At 71.3% G+C, this 19,865-nt stretch carries 16 protein-coding genes; 6 read left to right on the top strand and 10 right to left on the bottom strand.

Features of this window, described 5'->3' with window-relative positions:
- Positions 1–111: 111 nt before the first annotated feature.
- Positions 112–579, bottom strand: a complete 468-nt coding sequence (locus tag WBN91_RS33500) for a MarR family winged helix-turn-helix transcriptional regulator (protein ID WP_337728951.1) — start codon at positions 577–579, stop codon at positions 112–114.
- Positions 580–686: 107 nt separating this feature from the next.
- On the opposite strand from WBN91_RS33500, the gene WBN91_RS33495 reads away from it, so the two are divergent.
- The 4 genes from WBN91_RS33495 (at position 687) to WBN91_RS33480 (ending at position 6,597) form a co-directional block, all read left to right on the top strand.
- Complete coding sequence (locus tag WBN91_RS33495; protein ID WP_337728952.1) at positions 687–1,658, top strand: tetratricopeptide repeat protein; 972 nt, start codon at positions 687–689, stop codon at positions 1,656–1,658.
- A 379-nt stretch (positions 1,659–2,037) separates the two neighbouring features.
- Positions 2,038–4,200 (top strand): protein translocase subunit SecD, encoded by a 2,163-nt coding sequence (secD, locus tag WBN91_RS33490; RefSeq protein ID WP_337728953.1) that lies wholly within the window; start codon positions 2,038–2,040, stop codon positions 4,198–4,200.
- Entirely contained in the window at positions 4,197–5,414 is a 1,218-nt protein-coding gene (locus WBN91_RS33485; protein ID WP_337728954.1) for a cation:proton antiporter, read from the top strand. The genes secD and WBN91_RS33485 overlap by 4 nt, the downstream gene beginning before the upstream one ends.
- 22 nt (positions 5,415–5,436) lie before the next feature.
- Positions 5,437–6,597 carry a lactate 2-monooxygenase gene (locus WBN91_RS33480; RefSeq protein ID WP_337728955.1) on the top strand — a complete coding sequence of 387 codons (1,161 nt, stop codon included), beginning with the start codon at positions 5,437–5,439 and terminating at the stop codon, positions 6,595–6,597.
- Here WBN91_RS33480 and WBN91_RS33475 read toward each other — a convergent pair.
- From WBN91_RS33475 to WBN91_RS33460, 4 genes are read right to left on the bottom strand one after another with little or no spacing between them, the layout of a single operon-like run.
- Complete coding sequence (locus WBN91_RS33475; protein ID WP_337728956.1) at positions 6,569–7,390, bottom strand: ESX secretion-associated protein EspG; 822 nt, start codon at positions 7,388–7,390, stop codon at positions 6,569–6,571. The genes WBN91_RS33480 and WBN91_RS33475 overlap by 29 nt on opposite strands.
- Positions 7,391–7,419: 29 nt before the next feature.
- Positions 7,420–8,772: a hypothetical protein gene (locus tag WBN91_RS33470; RefSeq protein ID WP_337728957.1), complete on the bottom strand. Its 1,353-nt coding sequence runs from the start codon at positions 8,770–8,772 to the stop codon at positions 7,420–7,422.
- A 3-nt stretch (positions 8,773–8,775) separates the two neighbouring features.
- Entirely contained in the window at positions 8,776–9,375 is a 600-nt protein-coding gene (locus WBN91_RS33465; protein ID WP_337728958.1) for a DUF3558 domain-containing protein, read from the bottom strand.
- A 5-nt stretch (positions 9,376–9,380) separates the two neighbouring features.
- The gene (locus WBN91_RS33460) at positions 9,381–9,794 is read right to left on the bottom strand and encodes a hypothetical protein (protein ID WP_337728959.1); all 414 of its coding nucleotides are present in this window, start codon (positions 9,792–9,794) and stop codon (positions 9,381–9,383) included.
- Between the two features lie 764 nt (positions 9,795–10,558).
- Between WBN91_RS33460 and WBN91_RS33455 the strand changes: the two genes are divergently transcribed.
- Positions 10,559–10,969, top strand: a complete 411-nt coding sequence (locus WBN91_RS33455) for a hypothetical protein (RefSeq protein WP_337728960.1) — start codon at positions 10,559–10,561, stop codon at positions 10,967–10,969.
- Here WBN91_RS33455 and WBN91_RS33450 read toward each other — a convergent pair.
- The 3 genes from WBN91_RS33450 to WBN91_RS33440 all read right to left on the bottom strand — a co-directional run bounded on the left by WBN91_RS33450 (position 10,951) and on the right by WBN91_RS33440 (position 14,874).
- The gene (locus WBN91_RS33450; RefSeq protein ID WP_337728961.1) at positions 10,951–11,634 is read right to left on the bottom strand and encodes a helix-turn-helix domain-containing protein; all 684 of its coding nucleotides are present in this window, start codon (positions 11,632–11,634) and stop codon (positions 10,951–10,953) included. The two genes, WBN91_RS33455 and WBN91_RS33450, sit on opposite strands and share 19 nt — an antisense overlap.
- Before the next feature lie 67 nt (positions 11,635–11,701).
- On the bottom strand, positions 11,702–13,096 hold the full coding sequence (locus WBN91_RS33445) for a carbohydrate-binding protein (RefSeq protein WP_337729165.1): 1,395 nt from the start codon (positions 13,094–13,096) through the stop codon (positions 11,702–11,704).
- Between the two features lie 107 nt (positions 13,097–13,203).
- Complete coding sequence (locus WBN91_RS33440) at positions 13,204–14,874, bottom strand: bifunctional 3'-5' exonuclease/DNA polymerase (protein ID WP_337729164.1); 1,671 nt, start codon at positions 14,872–14,874, stop codon at positions 13,204–13,206.
- Positions 14,875–14,974: 100 nt separating this feature from the next.
- Here WBN91_RS33440 and WBN91_RS33435 point away from each other — a divergent pair, with 100 nt between their 5' ends.
- The gene (locus WBN91_RS33435; RefSeq protein WP_337729163.1) at positions 14,975–16,975 is read left to right on the top strand and encodes a tetratricopeptide repeat protein; all 2,001 of its coding nucleotides are present in this window, start codon (positions 14,975–14,977) and stop codon (positions 16,973–16,975) included.
- On the opposite strand, the gene WBN91_RS33430 is transcribed toward WBN91_RS33435, so the two are convergent.
- Both WBN91_RS33430 and pruA read right to left on the bottom strand, forming a co-directional pair.
- Positions 16,976–17,899, bottom strand: coding sequence for a proline dehydrogenase family protein (locus tag WBN91_RS33430; RefSeq protein WP_337729162.1), 924 nt, complete (start codon positions 17,897–17,899; stop codon positions 16,976–16,978).
- A 2-nt stretch (positions 17,900–17,901) separates the two neighbouring features.
- Positions 17,902–19,527 (bottom strand): L-glutamate gamma-semialdehyde dehydrogenase, encoded by a 1,626-nt coding sequence (gene pruA, locus WBN91_RS33425; protein WP_337729166.1) that lies wholly within the window; start codon positions 19,525–19,527, stop codon positions 17,902–17,904.
- Positions 19,528–19,865: the final 338 nt, after the last annotated feature.

Raw genomic sequence — 19,865 nt, 5'->3', positions numbered from 1 at the left:
GGCAGGCCATACGGGGATGACACAAGCAAGAAGCCCAAGTTGAGTTGTGTCCTCCCCGGCGGACTGCCACTTGCCGGTTTCGCCGAAGAGCTTGCGATGGTGCGGGGGTTTTTAGAGGCAGGAGCCGGTGGCGGGGCGGGGGTCTGAGGCTATTAGGCGTTCTAGGAGGGTGCGGAGGAGGTGGCGTTCCTCTGGGGTTAGGTTGGCGGTGAAGGTGTTTTCTGCTGTGGTGTGGAGGGTTGCTACCTCGGCTTGGAGCTTGCGGCCCGCTGTGGTGATGGCGGGGTGGCGGACTCGGCGGTCTGTGGGGTCTGGGTCTCGGGTTATCAGCCCGGCGCGTTCTAGGCGGTCCAGTTCTGCGGTGAGGGTGGTTTTGTCCAAGCCCAGGGCTGTGCCTAGAGCCAGTTGGGTGCGGCGGAGGGGTTCGTTCGCCAGGGCGGAGAGGATTAGTTGGGCGCGGGGGGTTATGCCGTGGGGGTGGGAGGCCTCTTGGGCTGCTGCGCCTAGTTTTTGGGCTGCTCGGTGCAGGAGGAAGTTGAGGTCTGCGTGGCTTGTGCAGCCCGGGTCTGGGGCCTCCATGTGGGGATGGTACGACAGCGGAGGGTGGGTTCTTGGGGGGTGGAGGGTCACCCGGTGGGGGTGTGTAGGGGGCGCTGTCACACTGTCCGCTGAGTGCGGGAGGTGGGATGGGCGAGTCGATCGCTGCGGTGGTGGTGCGGGCCGCGGAGCTCACCGCACGGGGGTTGCCGCGGAAGGCCATTGAGTTGTTGCGGTCGGCGTTGGTGGTTCATCCGTTGCATGCCGAGGCCTGGTGTCGGTTGGCGGCGGCGTATCTGGATGTGGGCGAGCCTGATCCGGCGTTGGACGCTGCCAAGCGTGCGTTGGTGTTGGACGGGGACCATGCCTGGGCGCAGCGGTTGGCGGCGTTGGCGTTGAGTGAGTTGGGGCGGCACGCTGAGGCTGCGGTGGCGGCGCGGGAGTGTGTGCGGCGCAAGCCGGGGGACTGGCGGTGTCATGTGGTGTTGGCCGAGGTGTTGGCGGCGGCGCCGGAGACGCGGGTCGAGGCCGTTGAGGTGGCGCGGGAGGCTGCTCACCTGGCGCCTACCGAGGCGCGGGCGTTCCAGGTGTTGGGGGACGCCGCGTTGCGGGTGAGGGACTGGGGGACTGCCGAGTGGGCGTATCGGGCGGCGTTGCGGTTGGACCCGGCGGATGAAGACGTGCACGCGAACCTGGCCACTGTGCGGCGTCGGAGGGACGCGCCGAAGGTGTCTGGGGATGTGTTGAGCCGGGCGCATGCACTGGTGTGGCCGGTGTTGTCGCGGGTGGCTGCGTTGCTGGTCGCGGGTGGGCTGGTGTTGTTCCTGGCGGGGATGCCCAAGCCGACGCCGTTGCTCGGGTGGTTTTCCGGGGCGCTGGTGGTGGCGGTGTGTGTGGTGGTGGGGCGGTTGGTGGTGCGTGGGCGGCGGGCTGTGTGGGTGCTGCCTCGGTATCGGCCCAAGGTTGCTGTGGTGGGGGCGTTGTTCGGGGTGTCCACGGTGGTGATCGCGGGGTGGACGGTTGCGTTGTTCCTGGGGGCGACCACCATGCAGCCGTTGGTGATCGGGTGGCTGTGTGCGCTGGTTGGTGGAGCGGTTGTGGTGTTGGGGAGTGATCGGTAGGCGTGGTCGGTAGCCTGGGGGTGTGACTAGGTTGCTGGCGGTCCTGGCGTTGATCGCTGGGTTCGTCGTGGCCGCGCCTGTCATGCCTGATCGTGTTGTTGGCTTGTCCGCTGCCGTGGATGCGACTCATTCGCCCAGTCCGGCGACGACGCGGGCGACTGTGCATCCGGTTCAGCAGGGGCATCAGCACCAAGTGCTTGACGGTGTTCAGCCGCCTGTTCATGTTGGGCCGCAGCCGCGTCGGTTCGCCGATGTGGCGGAGCCCTTGCACGTGTCCGCCGAGCGTGGTGGGCGGACGCCGCTTGGTGAGCGTGCACCACCTGTGACCTCCGGTTTCTGAGACACCCCTGTCACCACCGACCCCGGAGGTCACCCCGTCATGCCGCGCTCCAGCGCGCGGCGAGAACTCCTCGTCCGAGGGCTGTTGTCCCTCGGCGTTCTCGTCGCGTCCACATTCGTCCTGTTCACCAGCCAGCCGCGCCTTGGTCTCGACCTGCGTGGCGGCACTCAGATCGTGTTGGAAACCCCGTCCGAGGCCACGTCCGACAACACCGACCGCGCGCTGGAGGTGCTGCGCCGGCGGGTCGACGAGCTGGGTGTGGCTGAGCCTGTGCTGGCGCGGTCGGGTGATCATCGGATCGTCGTGGAGTTGCCGGGGGTGCAGGATCCGGCCGAGGCCATCGAGGTGCTGGGGCGTACTGCGCAACTCGCTGTGCAGCCTGTCACTGGGCCGGGTGACAAGCCGACGCCTGATGGGGATTCGGTGGGGCTTGGTGCGGTGGTGCTGACCGGTGAGGGCATCAAGGGCGCGCAGGCTGTGCCCAACCAGGCTGGTGCTGGGTATCTGGTCAGCGTTGATTTTCAGGGTGATGCGCCGTCTCGGTGGCAGAAGGTGACGGCTGAGGCTGCCTGTTATCAACCGGGTGACACTCGGCGGCGGGTGGCGTTCGTGCTGGACCGCAAGGTGGTGTCCGCGCCGCAGGTCGACCCTTCGGTGGTGTGTGGCACGGGCATGGTCGGGGGTAGCACGCAGATCACCGGGCGGTTCGGGCAGGACGAAGCGCGTGAGTTGGCGCTGGTGATCCGGTCGGGCGCGCTGCCGGTGCCGGTGGAGGTGGTCGAGCAGCGGACCGTGGGGCCGACGTTGGGTGCCGAGGCCATTGAGGCCAGTGCGCGGGCGGCGGTCATCGGGATCGCGTTGACCGGGTTGTTCCTGGTGTTCGTCTATCGGCTGGCGGGGTTGCTCGCCGTGCTCGCGTTGGGCGGGTACGCGGTGGTGTCCTATGCGGCGCTGTTGGCTATCGGGGCGACGTTGACCCTGCCGGGGTTGGCCGGGTTTGTGCTGGCCATCGGTATGGCGGTGGATGCGAACGTGCTGGTCTTCGAGCGGTCGCGGGAGGAGTTCGCGCGGCGCAAGCGGTTGCCTCGGTCGGTGGAGCAGGGGTTCAAGGGGGCGTTGAGCGCGGTCGCGGACTCGAACGTGACGACGTTGCTCGCGGCCGGGCTGCTGTTCTGGCTGGCCACCGGGCCGGTGAAGGGGTTCGGCGTCACGCTGTCGGTGGGTGTGTTGGCGTCGTTGTTCAGTGCGCTGGTGCTCACGCGGGTGTTGTTGCAGCTGGTCATGCCGGTGCTGGAGCGGCGGCCCCGGTGGAGCGGGCTGCACGACCTCGGGCGGGTGCGGACGTGGTTGTCCGGCAAGGGGTTCGAGCTGTTCCGGCGGCCCCGGCGGTGGCTGTTGGTGGCCGGCGGGGTGGCGGTGCTCGCGGTGCTCGGGCTGGTCGTGCGCGGGCTGGAGTTGGGTGTCGAGTTCACCGGCGGGCGGATGATCGACTACACCGCGTCCTCCGTGGACGTCGGGAAGGTGCGGGAGTCGTTGAGCGCCGCCGGGTTCGGGGACGCCGTCGTGACGACCTCGGGGGACGACGGGATCTCCGTGCGGACCGGGCCGATCGACGAGGCGCAGGCGGCACGGGTCGGTGACGCTGTGGACCGGGCTGTTGGCGGGGCCACGCAGGTGCGCAACGAGTTGATCGGGCCGTCGCTGGGCGCGGAGCTGCGGCGGAACGCGCTGGTGGCGCTGGCCATCGCGGTCGCGGCGCAGCTGGCCTACCTGGCGGTGCGGTTCGACTGGCGGCTGGGCGTGGCCACCGTGGCGGCGCTCGTTGCGGATGTCGTGGTGCTGGTGGGGGCGTTCGCGTGGCTGGGGAAGACGGCGGACGGGGTGTTCCTCGCGGCGTTGCTGACCGTGATCGGGTACTCGGTCAACGACTCGGTCGTGGTGTTCGACCGGGTGCGCGAGCTGCGGCGGGCGCGGCGGTCGGAGCAGTACTCGAAGGTGGTGTCGGCGGCGGTGCTGCAAACCGTGCCGCGGACCGTGAACACCGGCATCGGCGTGCTGTTCGTGCTGGCCGCGCTGCTGGTGCTGGGTGACGGGTCGCTCGCCGACTTCGCCACCGCGCTGCTGATCGGGCTCGTCGCCGGTACCGTCTCGACCGTCCTGACGGCGGCACCGGTCGCGATCGCGCTGGAGGCTCGACGATGAACACAGGCCACGCCCTGCTCGCGGTCGGCGGCGCGTTCCTTGCGGCGGGGCTGATCGCCCGCGCCGGTGTCCGCATCGGACTCCCGACCATCCCGCTGTTCATGGTGGCGGGAATCCTCTTCGGACCCAACACCCCCGGACTGTCCCTTGTGGACGACCCGGCCGAGATGGGCGTGCTGGCCAGTCTCGGTCTGGTGTTCCTGCTGTTCTACCTGGGCTTGGAGTTCTCGGTCGACGACCTGGTGTCCGGCGGGCGCAAGCTGGCACTGGCCGGCGTCGGGTACCTGGCCCTCAACATCGGCGGCGGGCTCGCGTTCGGGTTCGCGCTCGGGTGGGGGACGCGGGAGGCGCTGGTCGTGGCGGGGGCCATCGGCATCTCGTCGTCGGCGATCGTGACCAAGCTGCTGGTGGAGGCCGGTCGGTTGCGCCGGCCGGAGTCGCGGCTGGTCATGGGCATCATCGTGATCGAGGACGTCTTCCTGGCGCTGTACCTGGCGGTGTTGCAGCCGGTCCTCGGCGGGACCTCGGGCACGCGAGCACTGCTGGACTTCGGCAAGGCGTTCTTGTTCCTGCTGGTGCTCGCGGCCATCGCCCGGTGGGGTGGTCGGGTCGTGACCAGGCTGTTCGGGCGCATGGACGACGAGCTGCTGGTCGTGTGCTTCGTCGGCGTGGCGGTGACCGGGGCGGCGGTCGCGCACGAACTGGGCGTGTCCGACGCGATCGGGGCGTTCATGGTGGGGGCCGTGCTCGGCGGTTCCGGGGTGGCGTCGCGGGTGCACAAGCTGGTGCTGCCGCTGCGGGACGCGTTCGGGGCGCTGTTCTTCTTCATCTTCGGCTTGAGCATTGATCCGAGCGCTGTGGGTGGCGTGGTGCTGCCCGTGTTGGCGGCGGTCGTGGTGACGATCGTGCTCAACCTGGGCGCTGGGTTGGTTGCGGCGAAGCTGCACTCGTTCGACCGGCAGCAGGCGGTGGACATCGGGTTGACCGTGCTGACGCGGGGCGAGTTTTCGCTGGTCCTGGCGGCTATGGCGGTGGCGGCGGGGCTGGACTCGCGGGTGGCTCCCTTTGTGGCCGGGTACGTGCTGTTGCTGGCCGTCATCGGGCCGTTGGCGGTGCTGCGGTCCGAGCGGCTGACCTGGCTGCTGCCCCGGCGCTGGTTCTCGGGCGACCTTGCGGTGGCCGGGGAACGGGTCGAGCATGATCGGCGGACGTGACGGGTCGGCTCGGGAGGGGCGCATGACGGGGTTCGCCGGGTACCAGAACGAGATCTACCTCCAGGGTTTGGCCGGGCAGGTGCCGCCGTTCACCACCGACCCCGAGGCGCTGGAGGAGTCCGCCCGGCAGCGGCTCGGGCCCGGCCCGTTCTGGTACGTAGCCGGGGCCGCCGGGTCCGGGGCCACCGCGCGGGCCAACCGGGAGGCGTTCGACTCGTGGCGGATCGTGCCGCGGATGTTGACCAACGCCACCGAGCGGCACCTGGGTGTGTCCGTGCTCGGGACGAAGTTGCCCGCGCCCGTCCTGCTCGCGCCGGTCGGGGTGCAGTCGATCCTGCACCCGGACGGCGAGTTGGCCACCGCGCGGGCCGCCGCCGAGCTGGGCGTGCCGTTCGTGCTGTCCACCGCCTCCTCCCACACGATCGAGGAGGTCGCGGAGGCGGCGGGGGATGGGGCGCGGTGGTTCCAGCTGTACTGGCCGAATGACCCGGACGTGTGCGTGAGCATCCTCGACCGGGCGCGCAAGGCTGGGTTCTCGGTTCTGGTGGTCACGCTCGACACGTGGACGCTGGCCTGGCGGCCCCACGACCTCGACCAGTCCTACCTGCCGTTCCTGCGGGGCATCGGCACGGCTATTCCGTTCTCGGACCCGGCGTTCCGCGCGGGCCTGGCCGCGCCGCCCGAGGAGGACCGGCCGATGGCGATCCTGCGGTGGGTGCAGCTGTTCACCGGCACCGACAAGTCGTGGGACCAGCTGTCCTTCCTGCGGGAACACTGGGACGGGCCGATCGTGCTCAAGGGCGTCCAGCACCCTGAGGACGCGCGCAAGGCCGTGGACGCCGGGGTGCAGGGGATCGTCGTGTCCAACCACGGCGGGCGGCAGGTGGACGGGGCCGTCGGGTCGCTGGACGTGCTGCCGGAGATCGCCGCGGCGGTCGGTGAGCAGGTCGAGGTGCTGTTCGACTCCGGCATCCGGACCGGCGCGGACATCGTGAAGGCGTTGGCGCTGGGCGCGTCGGCGGTGCTCGTCGGCCGGCCGTTCGCCTACGGGCTGGCCCACGGCGGGCAGGTCGGCGTGCGGCACGTGCTGCGCGGGCTGCTCGCCGACTTCGACCTGACCCTGGGCCTGTCCGGGCACCGCAGCCCGGCCGAGCTCAGCCCCGAGGTGCTGCGGCGTCGGTGAGCCGGCGCAACCGGTCCTGGAGGGTGGCGAAGTCGGCGGGCTGCACGGTGATCCACGGGGTCCCGTCGCCGCCCCTCGACTTCGCCGACAGGTAGCGGCCGGTGGTCGTGTCGAAGTAGGTCAACGGGGACTCGCAGCGCTGCTTGCGGCCGAACCGGTCGCGGCGGGCGGCGTAGAGCTGGCCGCCGCCGGTCCGCTTCTCCGCCAGCAGGTTCTTCAGCAGCTGGGTCTCGGCGACGTGCGCGCCGGTCGGGCGGCTGGCCTGCATGAAGCTGCGCTCGTACTCCTCGTTGTACGACGGGGGCTTGGGCTTGTCGTTCAACGCGTCCGCGGGCAGCGAGATCACCCCGCCCCGGCCGGGCTTGGCCTCGGGCAGGGCGGCGACGAGCGACTGGACGGCGTCCTCGGCGCGCACCGGTTCGAGCACGAAGTGCTTGTCCGGCCGCAAGATCACGCGCACCGCGTGGTCGCCCGACTGGGCCACCAGCGCGGTGCGCGTGTCGCCGTCACCCTCGTTGAAGAACGCGTAGTACTCCGTGCCCGCCTCGGCGACGAGCCTGAGTGAGCGACCCAGGTCGGGGTGCACCTGCCGGCCGCGCGCCAGACCGAGCCGCTCCAACTCCGCCCAGCCACCGCGCGCGATGTCCGCCAGACCGCTCAGGTCGCCCTCGGCGAGGCGGTCCTCGTCGAAGTCCACCTCGGTCAGCAGCGCGTTGTGCAGCGTCGGCAGACCTTCGGCCTGCCAGGCGTTGTAGAGCGCGACGACCGGGATCGCCACCTTGGTGCGCAGCACTGTCCCCCCAGATGGTCATTCACTGTGAGTTATTCGCCGATGACGGGCGGGGCCACCATCGTGCCGTCGCCGAAGATGTCCTCGGTCTCCTGGAGGTAGGAGGCGGACTTGTGCTCCTTGTCCTCGTCCCCCTCGCCCCTGGCGCCACCGGCGCCCATGCCGCCCATGCCCATGCCCGCACCGGCGCCACCACGTCCACCGGCCCCTGCGCCACCCGGCCCGAAGCCACCACCGGCACCGGGCCCGAACCCGCGCTCACCACCGGGCATGACCCCGGCCGCGCCACCACCCGGCCCGAACCCGCCACCGGGTCCACCCATGCCACCGGGCATGCCGGGCATGCGCCCGCCCAGTCCACCGCCCCGGCCTCCGGGACCACCGCCGGGTCCGCCCCCTGGGCCGCCGCCGGGGCCACCACCCGTCCGGCCACCGGGTCCGGGCGTGGGCACCTGCGGCCGGTTCCTCGGGTTGTTGGGGTTGCGCGGGTCGTTCGGGTTGCGCGGGTCGTAGGGGAGCCTGGGGTCGTAGGGCAGGCGCGGGTCGTAGGGCAGCCTCGGGTCACCCGGCCGGTTGGGCGGCGGGTCGACGCTGTACGGCGGCGGGGGCGGCGGCACGACGGGCGGCTCCACCAGCCCCGACTTCTTCAAGTCCCCGCCACCGTCCTCCGGCGGCGGCAACGGCACCACGGGCGGCGGCTGGTTGCGCCGGTCGTCCCCACCGCCACCGGTGTTGTCGTCGTCGTCCCCGTCCCCGCCGCCCCCGTCGTCGATCTCCGGCGGGAGCTTCTTCGGCGGCGTGATCGGCGGCGTGGGCGGCTCGATGCCACCACCCATCTCGTCGGGCGACTGGAACCGCGGCATCGACTCGCTGGCCGAGTTGGCGGCACTGCCGTACGCGGACAGCACCTCGATGTTGCGGGAGTTGACCTCTTGGCTCTTCTCGACCGCGTCGTCGTAGTCGGTGTCCCACGGGACCACGCCGTTGTACCAGGGCTTGTCCGGGACGTCGACGGGCTTCTCGACGGTGTCCCGGGCGAGGCGGAACGAGTCGCTGATGCTGCTCGTGCCCTGCGAGGCGACCGACGCACTGTCCCCGGCGGCAGCGGACCAGGTGGCGAGCGGCGTCGTGGACGTCCGCGCCTGGTCGCCCGCCGCGCCCTCCCAGGAGGCCCCGGAGTCGCGGACGGCCTTCTCGATCAGGTAGGTGACCTCGGAGTGGTGGTTCCCGACCTTGCTCCAGTTCTGCTGGGTGGTGTCGGTGGTCTGCTCGGGGCCTTTGCCGTCTTTGAACCAGCCGTAGATCTTGTTCGCGCCGACGCCCATGTGGAGGAGCATGAGGCCGGGCAGGTCCATGTCCACGGCAGGTGCTGAGGGAGGTGTCATGGCCTACCCCTTCAGGATTCCTATGACGGTCGCACCGAGCTTCTCCGAAGCGTCACACGGCTTGCCGGCGTTCGCTTTGTCGTTCGGCGCGATGTTGGCCTGGACGAGGACCGCGTCCTTGTCGGATGTGCCGATGACGGTGGTGCAGTCCTTGGTGCCGCTCGCGGTGTCGTAGCTGACCGCGGGGTAGCCGGCCACGGTCGCCTCGCGGAACACCTTCAAGGACTTGGCGTTCCCCCGGTACGTCTCCAGCGTGGCGCCGTTGACCACGAGGACGACCCGGTAGGTCGAATCCTCGGTCACGTCCGTGCCGACCCAGCCGCAACCCGGTCCGTTGGGGCTGTCCTCCCGCGCGGCGGGGTCGAACTTGCCACCCAACGCCGAGAGGTGGGTGGGGGTGAGGATCTTGCAGGGGTCGCCGGTGAACTTCTGGAGGTCCAGCGCACCGGGGCCACTGGGCTTCGCGCTGCTCTTGGTCGTCGTCGTGGACCCGCCGCCCGTGGTGGACGCCGGCGTGGGCGTGCCGCCGTCCTTCGAGGTGCAAGCGGCGAGCGCGAGTGCGGCAGCCCCGACGACGAGAACAGACCGGAGAATGCGGTTCAAGGAGTTCAGTCCCTCGGCTTCAGTGCGTCCTCGGCGGCCGAGTCCGTGGTCTTGTAGGCCGCCAGCGCGTCTTTGATGTTCTGGATCGTCCTGAAGAGGGCTTCCTGGGCCTTTTCGTTGGCCCAGCCGTAGCCGCCCTCCTGGGTGCCCGCGGTCTCGCGGATCTTCAGCGTGGCGAACCCGCTGTAAGCGTCCTTGCCCGGCGACTGGGTCTGAGTGATGTCGTCGGAGGCGCGCTTGGCCAGTTGGAGTTCCTTGATCGCCGCGTTCAAACCCTTGATCAGGTTCTCGGCCTCGTCCGGGTCCACGAAGAACCTGGTCTGCGACACCACGTAGCCCGCGCCGGCGCCACCGGGTGCCTTGGCCACCGTGTCGCCCACGAAGCTGAGCTTGCCGCCCCCACCTTCGGCGTCGTACATCGTTCGCGCTCCCCTCACGCCGACCGCCGATCAATGATGGCACAGCAGGTCAGGGCGGTCCGGCGGTTCGACCGGGTTACTCCTGCTGGGGGATGGCGGCCCAGGTGGCAGCCGCTAGCCGTGGGCTTCCCGCTGGTCTGGTCGTGGCTGGTCTGGTCGTGGCGTTGCTGGTCGGCATGCGGGCGAGTGCGGTGATGGCGGTGGCGAGGGCGAGCGCGGCTCGGAGACCCCGGCTACTCCTGCTGGGGATGTCCGATCTGTTCAAGACCGGTGTGAGCAGGCGGAATAGGTTTGGGGGCATGTTTGAGTCGGCGAGGGTGTTCGTGTGGCGCAATGCGCGGGTGTTGGAGCAGCGGCGGTTTGGGTTTTTGTTTGGGGGTGGGGGTGGGGGTGGGGGTGGTGAGGCTGTTGTGGCGGCTGCGGGGGCTTACCGGAACGGGGATGGGGGGTTTGGGCATGCGCTTGAGCCTGATGGGCGGGGGCCTACCAGTCAGCCGTTGCACACCTTCACCGCGTTGAACCTGTTGCACGAGGTGGGGGACTCCTCGTTCGTGGCGGGGGCGGTGGGGTTCTTTGCGGGGGTGGCTGGGGCGGATGGGGGGTTGCCGAACTGTTTGGAGACTGCTCGGGAGCATCCTCGGGCGCCGTGGTGGCAGGTGGGGGCTGGGACGGATCTGTTGATGACTGCCTTGGCTGTGAGCGTCCTGCACAGGTTCGGGGTTGAGGATCCCTGGGTGGAGCGGGCTACGGCGTTGGTGTGGGACATGGTCGACGGGCTGGGTGACACCCATCCGTATGAGGTCAACGCGTGTGTGCGGTTCCTTGATGCGGTGCCGGATCGGGTGCGGGCTGAGGGTGTGGCTGCGCGGTTGGGGGAGCTGGTTCGGGAGCGCGGGCTGGTTGATCTGGGGGACGGGCGGGCGTCTGAGGGGTATGCGGAAGGGGAGACGCACAAGCCGCACCACTACGCGCCTTCGCCGGACAGTCTGGCTCGGCGGTGGTTCAGTGATGATGAGATGGCGCGTGATCTTGATCTGCTCGCTGCTGGTCAGCAGGATGATGGTGGGTGGACGTTTCCCTGGGCCGCGTGGGCGCCGGTGACTACCTACGAGTGGCGGCCGATCGTGACGATTGAGGCGTTGAAGACGCTCAAGGCCTACGGCTGGACCAGTTGACGCAGTGGCACGCCTGCCAGCTCCTTCACTTCGCGTGACAGGTGTGCCTGATCGGAGTACCCCGTTCGGTACGCGATGTCGGCGAACGGCACGCCCTGCCACGCCAGCTTGACCGCTCGGTCGAAGCGGAGCACGCGGTGCAGGAGCTTGGGGCCGTAGCCGAACGCGTCGAGGGAACGGCGGTGCAGTTGGCGGGTGCTGAGGCCTAGGTTGTCCGCGATGTCGGAGACGGCGGTCGAGGTGCGGGCGGCGTGCGCCACCGCCTGGGTTAGTGGGTCCGGTGGGGTGGTGCGTAGGCGGGTCAGGGCGGCTTCCGCCAGCACCGCGCACGGGTCTGGGGCCGCTGCCAGCGTGTCTTCCAGTTCGGGGGAACGGCCCCACAGCTCGGTCAGCGGGACGCGCAGGTCGCGCAGCGCGTGGGCGGGGACGCCGAGGATCGACGGGCCGACGCCGGGGCCGAAGCGGACGCCGTACAGCGTGCCGGGGGACATGGTCGTGAGGTGGCCCGTGGTGTCGGGCCCCGCGACGAACAGGGCGCCGGACGAGGACCACATCAGGTCGGTGCAGCCGTCCGGGACGACGCGGCCGGTCGTCGCGACGGCGGATGACCGGCGCCAGGCGCAGGCGAGTCCGGCGGCTGGGCGCTCGACGTAGCCGGTCTCCACACCTCCACGCTAAACGAGGTGGAGGTGGCGGGCCGCGGAGGAGGAGGCATCCGCGGCCCGCCACGGGTCAGGTGCCGAACTTGACCCAGTTGACGCTCACGTACGCGGCGGGCTGGCCGCTGGTGAAGGTGACGTAGACGTCGTGCGTGCCGGTGACGCCGGCGATGTTCGCCGGGACGGTCCGCCAGCTCTGCCAACCGCCGGTGTTGGCGATGGCGAAGCTGCCGATCGGGGCGGCCGTGGGGCTGTCCAGCCGGACCTCCACCAGCCCGCTCACGCCGCCCGCCGCGCCCGACGCCGCACGGGCGACGAACTGGGTGGCCGTGCCCGAGCCGAAGCGGACGCCGGAGAATCGAAGACGGTCACCGTTCTTGAGCTGGCCCACGTCCTGGCCGCCCTCGGAACACGCTTCGACGGTGCCGCCCGAGCGGGATGTGGCCTGCTCGGCCTGGATCTCGGCGTACGCGTCCCAGCCGCTGCCGCCGGGCGGGGTGGTCGTGGTGGTCGTCGGGGGAGTGGTGCCGCCGCCGGCCGTCCAGACCGCCACGTAGTCCACGACCAGCGAGTGGCCCGGGACGGTCGCGGCGGTCGGGGTGCCGAAGCCGGCGACGCCGTTGGGGAACGCGCCGCCCATCGCCAGGTTCAGCAGGATGAAGTAGCCCGCGTGGCCGGTCATGTTGTTCCACGTCGTGGCGTCGAACTGGTTCTGGTTGACGCTGTGGAACTGCTGGCCGTCCACGTACCACCGGAACTGCTTCGGGCTGACGCTCTCGTCCCACTCGAAGCGGTAGGTGTGGAAGGCGGACTGGCACGTCGAGCCGGGGCACGCGCGGCTCGCGCCCAGGCCGTTGGTCTCGTTGCACGGCCCGCCGGGGTTCACGCCGCAGTGCAGCACGCCCCACACGGAGTTGATGCCGTTGACGTTCTCCATGATGTCGAACTCGCCGATGGCGGGCCAGTTCCAGTAGTTGCCGCGGTAGGGCGAGCCGAGCGCCCAGAACGCGGGCCAGTAGCCGAGGGCTGCGTTGCCGGTGACGTTCGGCATCTGGATGCGGCCCTCGATGGCGAGCTTGCCGCCCGAGGGCGGGCGGAAGTTCGCGCGCTGGGTCTCGATGCGGGCGGACGTCCAATTCCCCGCGCCGTCGCGCAGCGCGGTGATGCGGAGGTTGCCGCTGCCGTCGAGGCGGATGTTGGAGGTGGAGGTGGTGTAGTTCTGGATCTCGCCGGTGCCCCAGTTGCCGGGGCCGCCGGGGTAGCCGTGGCCGGTGTCGAAGATCCAGTTGGCGCCGGAGGGCAGGGTGTTCGCGGCGCCGTTGAAGTCGTCGCTCCACTGGAGCGTCCAGCCGGGTGGCGTGGACGGGACCGAGGCGTCCGCCGACATCGTGGCGAAGACCGCGGCGGGAACGGCGGTGAGCAGGGCGGCGGCGGTGGCGAGCACGCGCCGCCGGCGGCTGGTTTCCATGCGCGGGTGACCTCCTTGTCACTCGTTCTGCACGGCAACAAATTCGGGTGTGCGTTCATGAGAGCGCTCTCATGGCCGAGACTCAATCGACCGAACGGCGCAATGCGCTATTTGGCGTCCGCGTAGGTCTCCACCGGGACGGCGTGGATGGGGAAGCGGACGGGTGTAGGACCGAAGACAAGGGAGGAAGCCTCCACCCCTGCCGCGGTGATCTCGGCGCACACCGTGTCGGCCGACTCGGCCGGGGTGTGGACCAGGACCTCGTCGTGTTGGAAGAAGACCAGGTGGGCGCCGGGGGCTGTTCGGTGCAGGCGTCTTCGCAGGGCACCCAGGAGGGCCGCGGTCCAGTCGGCGGCGCTGGCCTGGACCACGAAGTTGCGGGTGAACCTGCCCCAGTCCCGGGCGGCTCTGCGGGACTGGCGGGCGGCGTCCTCGCCGTCGTCCGGGTTGCCGGTCAGCGCGTGCCACGCCTCCGACGGGGTGGGGCTGGTGCGGCCCAGTTGGGACCTGACCATCCGGCCCTGTTCGCCGGCCACGGCGGCGGCCTCCACGTAGCCGACCGCCTCGGGGAAGCGGCGTCTCAGGACGGCCAGCAGCGGGCCGGCCTCGCCGCTGGTGCCGCCGTACATGGCGGACAGCATGGCGATCTTCGCCCGGCCCCGCTCGCCGTCGAACGCGTCCGCCGCCAGCGTGGTGTACAGGTCGTCGTCGCCGGCGACCTCGGCCAGGCGGCGGTCGCCCGACAGCGCCGCCAGGACCCTCGGCTCCAGCTGGGACGCGTCCGCCGCCACCAGGAGCCAACCCGGATCGGCGACCACGGCGCGGCGCAGTGTTCGGGGGATCTGGAGAGCGGCGCCGCCGCGGGTTGCCCATCGGCCCGACACGACGCCGCCCACGACGTAGTCGGGGCGGAAACGGCCCTGCGACACCCACTGGTCCAGCCACGTCCAGCCGTGCGCCACCCACAGCCGCGCGAGTTCCTTGTACTCCAACAAAGGCGCTACCGCGGGGTGGTCGACGCCCTTCAGCACCCAGGCACGAGCCGAGGGGACGTCGATGCCCTCGCGGCCGAACGCGCGCACGATGCTGGCGGGAGCGTCCGGGTTCACCGCCTTGCCGCCGAACGCCGTGGTGATGCGGTCGGCGAGGTCGGCCAGTTTCGCGGGGCGCGCGCCGTTGACGGGACGGGGGCCGAGCATCTCCGTCAGCAAGCGGTCGTGGACGTCCTCGCGCCACGGCAGGCCGTGGAACGTCATCTCGGCCGCCGCCAAGGCGCTGGCGGACTCGGCGGCGCACAGCAGGCGCAGGCGGTCGGCGTGCGGCAGGTCTGTGAGCACGCGTTGCTGTTCGGCGTGCACGGCGATGACGGCTTCCAGCGGGTCCGTGTCGCCGGGCAGCGGGTCGCGTTCGGGCTCGAAGAGGGTGGGTTGGGACTCGCGTTTGCGCGGACCCTGGTCCTCGGGCACCGGCAGCCCCCGCAGGCGCGCCACGGCCGCGCCCAAGCCCCGCGGCTCGCGGTGCCTGCCCTGGTAGGACAGCAGCAGCGACTCCACGTGCCACAGGTCCAGGCACCGCTCCACCCGCACACCCCGGGCCAGCAGGTCGGGGTAGACCTCCGCCGTGGACGCCCACAGCCAGCGCGGCTTGCGCTGCTCCCACTCGGCCACGGCGGCGGCCAGGTCGGACGTCTCGACCACCGGTCCGGTGGGCACGCCGGCGTCGGAGAGCGGCCGGAGGCGACCGGCGTTCTCCGCGTGCGGCACCAGAGCGATGAACATGACTCGAATTGTGCCGACGACCCCCGACAATTTCCGGCGGTTCCGGGTCGAGCGGTACCAACCCGATCGTGGTTCGCGGTCGGGTGCAGGATATGGGCCCGTGATCGGATCGCCTGGCGCGCTGCTGGACCCGTGGCACGAGGTCGTGCCCTTCCACGGCCGGACCGCCGAACTCGCGGAGCTGGCGCGCTGGCGGGACGCGGCCGTGCCGCGGTCGGTGCTGCTCCTGCACGGCCGGTCCGGCGTGGGCAAGACGCGGCTGGCGCGGCAGTTCGCCGGCGTGGTCGTGCTCGACGACGCCGACCTGCTGCCGTGGCACGACGTGCAGGCCGTGCTGCGCGAGGGTCCGGCCCGGGTGCTGCTGGTCGCCCGCACCGCCGGCTGGTGGTGGTCGGCCACCCGCCAGCGCGCCGCCGACCTGCACTACGGGAGCGAGGACCTCGAACTCAGACCCTGTCCCGAGGATCACGGCACGTCGTTCGTGCTCGCGTGCCAGCGGTTCGCGGACGTGCTGGCGCGGCCTCGACCGCACGTCCAGGCCCCGCCCTGCGAAACCTTCTACGACCTGCACCTGGCCGCCCTCGCCGCCGTCCACGGCGACCGAGCGGACCACCCCGTCGACCGCGTCCGCCGCCTGATCAGCGTCGACCCGAACCCGCCCACGACCGGCCGCCTCGCGGAGGACGTGCTGGCCGTGACCCTGCTGGACAACCGCATCGCACCCGCGCCGGACGCCGTGGACACCCTGTTGCGCGCCGCCGAGCGCTGGCCGCACGTCCGCGACCGTGCGGTCGAGCTGTTCACCGCCGACCCCGGACTGGTCGCGAAGGCGGGCACCGGGCCGCTGCGGGTGCTGGCGGACCACCCGGAAGTCGTTGCGCGCCAAGTGTTCGACGACCCGCGCTGCCACGGCGACGTCCTGCCCGCGCTGCTCACCCGAGCGCTGCTGAGAAAAGCCGAGGACCTGCCCGAACGGGCCGAGCTGAACGGACTGCTCAGCGCCCGCGCCGCGCTCGCCGGCCTGCGCGAGGAAGCCGTGCAGGCCTCACGGGCGCAGGTCGCGCTGTACCGGCAGCTGGTCGACCGGGACCCCGTCGAGCACCGGCCCGCGCTCGCGGACGCCCTGGGTGACTTGAGCCTGCGCCTGGTGGCGTGCGAGGACCCCGGGGAAGCGCTCGCGGCGGCGCAGGAATCCGTGGCGTGGTGCCGGCTCGTGCGCGTGGACGACCCGGACGGCGTGGGTCGGCTCGCCGCCGCGCTGGACCGGCTGGGCCTGCGGTACGCGGCGGTCGGCCGCCGGGACGAGGCCGCGGCGGCGGTCACCGAGTCCGCCGCGCTGTTCGAGGACCTGGCCCGGCGCGACCCCACGTTGTTCCGGCTGGACGCGGCGAAGGCCGTCCACCACCTCGCGGCCCGGCTGTTCGACGTGGGCAGGCGTGCGGAGGCCGGGCACGCGACCCGGCGCGCGGTGCTCCAGTGGCGAGCCGTCGCGGGCGACGACCCGCGCTACGAAGCCGAGTTCGCCCGAACGCTGCGGTCCGTCGCGGCGCTGCTGGCGCGGCACGGCAGGCCCACGGAGGCGGCGGCGGTGGTGCGGGAGTCGATCGGCGTGCTGCGCCGGCTGGCCGAGGTCAACCCGCGCGACTTCGAACCGGCCTTGGCCTCCGCGCTGGGCGACCTGGGCGTCCTGTTCCGCCGGCTGGACCGCCGGTCGGAGGCGGCGCAGGCGTTCGGGGACGCCGTGGCGGCGTGGCGGCGGGTGCCCGGGGCGGCGGCGCGGCTGGCCGGCGCGTGGCACCGGCTGGCCGACAGCGCGGTCACCAACGAGGACGCCCGGGTCGGCGCGCGCATGGCGGTCCTGCTGTGGCACCTGACCGGGCACCGCGACGAGGTCCGGCACGCCGAGACGCTGTCGCTGTACGCGCGGCGGTGCGCGGAGGCCGGCGCGGACCTCGACCGCGCGCTGGCGGCGGCGCACCGGGCGGTCGAGCTGCTGCGCGCCGCACGGGCCGAACCGGAACGGCTGGCCCGCGCGGAGCACGCGGTGGAACTGGTGGTCCGGGCGCACACGGCGACCCGGGACCTGCCCAGTTCCTCGTGATCAGTTCTTCGTGACCAGGGACCGCAGGAAGAACGCCACGTTCGCCGGGCGCTCGGCCAGCCGCCGCATGAAGTAGCCGTACCACTCGTCGCCGTACGGCACGTAGACGCGCATCCGGTTGCCCTCGGCGGCGATCCGCTTCTGCTCCTCGGGCCGGATGCCGTACAGCATCTGGAACTCGTAGGAGTCCTTCGCCCGGTCCCGGGCCAGGTCCGCCGCGATGGCGATCAGGCACGGGTCGTGCGAGGCGACCATCGGGTAGCCCTCGCCCCTCATCAGGACCTTCAGGCACCGCACGTACGACAGGTCCACTTCGGACTTGTCCTGGTAGGCCACGGACGCGGGCTCCTGGTAGGCGCCCTTGCACAGCCGCACGCGCGATCCGGCGTGCGCCAGGTCCCGGCAGTCCTGCTCGGTGCGCTTGAGGTAGGCCTGGAGCACCGCGCCGACCCACGGGAAGTCCAGCCGCAGCTCGCGCAGGATGCCCAGCGTGGAGTCAGTGGTGGTGTGGTCCTCCATGTCCAGGGTGACGGTCGTGCCGACGACCCCGGCGGCCGAGCAGATCTTCCGGGCGTTCTCCAGGGCGATCTTCTCGCCGTCCACGGGCAGGAACTGGCCCACCGCGGACAGCTTCACCGACACCTCGGCGCGGTCGGCGTAGCCCGCGTCCTGGAGCCTGCCCAGCAGGGTCAGGTACGCCTCGACGGTGGCGGTGGCCTGGGTGGCGTCGCGGGTGTCCTCGCCGAGGTGGTCCAGCGTGACCAGGCGGCCGTCGGCCAGGACCTCCCCGGTGGTGGCGACGGCCGAGTCGACGTCGTCCCCGGCGATGAACCGCTGCACCACGGGCTTGGTCAGCGGGGTGCTCTCGACGAGCGTGCGGATGGCGCCGGACCGCGAGGCGGCCAGCAGGGTGGAGCGCAGCATGGTCACCCCTGGTGCGGGTAGCGGTAGGACGTCGGCGGCACGAAGGTCTCCTTGATGGAGCGCGGGCTGACCCAGCGCAGGAGGTTGTGCACCGAGCCGGCCTTGTCGTTGGTGCCCGAGGCCCGGCCGCCGCCGAACGGCTGCTGCCCGACGACCGCGCCCGTGGGCTTGTCGTTCACGTAGAAGTTGCCCGCCGCGAAGCGCAGGTATTCCTGGGCGTGCGAGATGGCGGTGCGGTCCTGCGCGATCACGGCGCCGGTGAGGCCGTAGGGGGCGGCGCTCTCCATCTGCTTGAGCACGGTGTCGTAGTCGGCGTCGTCGTAAACGTGCACCGCGAGGACCGGGCCGAAGTACTCGGTCGTGAACACCTCGTGGTCCGGGTTGCTGCCCAGGAGCACGGTCGGGCGCACGAAGAAGCCGTCGGTGTCGTCGGCCGTGCCACCGGCGGCGATCTCGAGGGAATCGTCGTTGCGGGCCGCGTGCAGGACGCCTGAGAGCTTGTCGAACGAGCGCCGGTCGATGACCGCGCCGAGGAAGTTCGAGAAGTCGGTGACGTCACCCATCGTGAGCGACTCGACCTCGGCGAGGAAGTCGTCCTTCAGCCGGTTCCAGACCGACCGCGGCACGTAGGCGCGGGAGGCCGCCGAGCACTTCTGCCCCTGGTACTCGAACGCACCCCGGACCAGCGCCGTGCGCAGCACGTCCACGTCGGCGGACGGGTGGGCGAGCACGAAGTCCTTGCCGCCGGTCTCGCCGACGATCCGCGGGTAGGAGCGGTAGCCCGCGATGTTCGCGCCGACCTGACCCCACAGGTGCTGGAAGGTCTTGGTCGAGCCGGTGAAGTGGATGCCCGCGAGGTCCGGGTCGGTCAGGGCGACCTCGGAGACCGCCAGGCCGTCACCGGGGAGGAGGTTGATCACGCCCGGCGGCATGCCGGCCTCTTCGAGCAGGCGCATGGTGAGGTGCGCGGCGAAGCTCTGCGTCGGCGAGGGCTTCCACAGGACGACGTTGCCCATGAGCGCGGGGGCGGTGGGGAGGTTGCCCGCGATGGCGGTGAAGTTGAAGGGCGTGATCGCGTAGACGAACCCCTCCAGCGGCCGGTGGTCCGTGCGGTTCCACACGCCGGGCGAGGACTGCGGCTGCTCGGAGATCAGCTGCTTGCCGAACGCGACGTTGAAGCGCCAGAAGTCGATCAGCTCGCACGCGGCGTCGATCTCGGCCTGGATGGCCGTCTTCGACTGCCCGAGCATGGTGGCCGCGTTGAGCGTCTGCCGCCAGGGGCCGGCGAGGAGGTCGGCGGCCTTGAGCAGGATCGCGGCACGGTCGTCGAAGGACAGCGCGCGCCAGGCGGGCGCAGCGGCCTTGGCGGCGGCGATGGCGTCCCGGGTGTCCTGCTGGGCGGCCCCGTGCAGGGTGCCCAACACGGCCCGGTGGTTGTGCGGCTGCACGACGTCGAACCGGTCGCCGGAGCCGACACGCTGCTCGCCACCGATGGTCAGGGTCAGTTCGAGGGGCTCCTTGGCCAACTCGGCCAGCTTCGCCTGTAGCTGCGCGCGCTCCGGGGTACCGGGGGCGTAGCTGAGGACGGGCTCGTTCGCCGGCACGGGGACCCTGGTCACGGCATCCACAAGCAGCTCCTTCGCCACGTGGTCAGTGGTCTTCGGGGGGTGTTCCGGGTGTCCGTTCACGGTAGGGCGGTGAGGGCTGCGGGCTGTTGTCCGAACGTCTAGGCTTGCCGCCTCGCGGTTGTGCGAACGGACAAAGAGTGGGCCGGTCGGCCGCCGCCGAAGGAGGGTCGATGCACCCCATCCGCCGTTTGCGTCCGGGGGCCGCTCGCGCAGCAGGACTTCCTGGCCCGCCCGTCGCGGCTCTTGGCGCGCGCAGCGCGGTCTTCGCGCGCGCAGCGCGCGGTAGGTGTTACCTACAAGTGGAGGGCCTCGGTTCCCCCACCGTATGGCCTGCCCGA

The organism is Saccharothrix sp. CCNWYY140 (genome assembly GCF_037401995.1).
GTDB lineage: Bacteria > Actinomycetota > Actinomycetes > Mycobacteriales > Pseudonocardiaceae > Actinosynnema.
This window is presented reverse-complemented; position numbering and strand designations above follow the sequence as displayed.

Bases quoted from the DNA above. Each gene is read 5' to 3' on its own strand.
- WBN91_RS33500 (WP_337728951.1), bottom strand. From the start codon at position 579: ATGGAGGCCCCAGACCCGGGCTGCACAAGCCACGCAGACCTCAACTTC.
- WBN91_RS33495 (WP_337728952.1), top strand. From the start codon at position 687: ATGGGCGAGTCGATCGCTGCGGTGGTGGTGCGGGCCGCGGAGCTCACC.
- secD (WP_337728953.1), top strand. From the start codon at position 2,038: ATGCCGCGCTCCAGCGCGCGGCGAGAACTCCTCGTCCGAGGGCTGTTG.
- WBN91_RS33485 (WP_337728954.1), top strand. From the start codon at position 4,197: ATGAACACAGGCCACGCCCTGCTCGCGGTCGGCGGCGCGTTCCTTGCG.
- WBN91_RS33480 (WP_337728955.1), top strand. From the start codon at position 5,437: ATGACGGGGTTCGCCGGGTACCAGAACGAGATCTACCTCCAGGGTTTG.
- WBN91_RS33470 (WP_337728957.1), bottom strand. From the start codon at position 8,772: ATGACACCTCCCTCAGCACCTGCCGTGGACATGGACCTGCCCGGCCTC.
- WBN91_RS33460 (WP_337728959.1), bottom strand. From the start codon at position 9,794: ATGTACGACGCCGAAGGTGGGGGCGGCAAGCTCAGCTTCGTGGGCGAC.
- WBN91_RS33455 (WP_337728960.1), top strand. From the start codon at position 10,559: ATGGTCGACGGGCTGGGTGACACCCATCCGTATGAGGTCAACGCGTGT.
- WBN91_RS33445 (WP_337729165.1), bottom strand. From the start codon at position 13,096: ATGGAAACCAGCCGCCGGCGGCGCGTGCTCGCCACCGCCGCCGCCCTG.
- WBN91_RS33440 (WP_337729164.1), bottom strand. From the start codon at position 14,874: ATGTTCATCGCTCTGGTGCCGCACGCGGAGAACGCCGGTCGCCTCCGG.
- WBN91_RS33430 (WP_337729162.1), bottom strand. From the start codon at position 17,899: ATGCTGCGCTCCACCCTGCTGGCCGCCTCGCGGTCCGGCGCCATCCGC.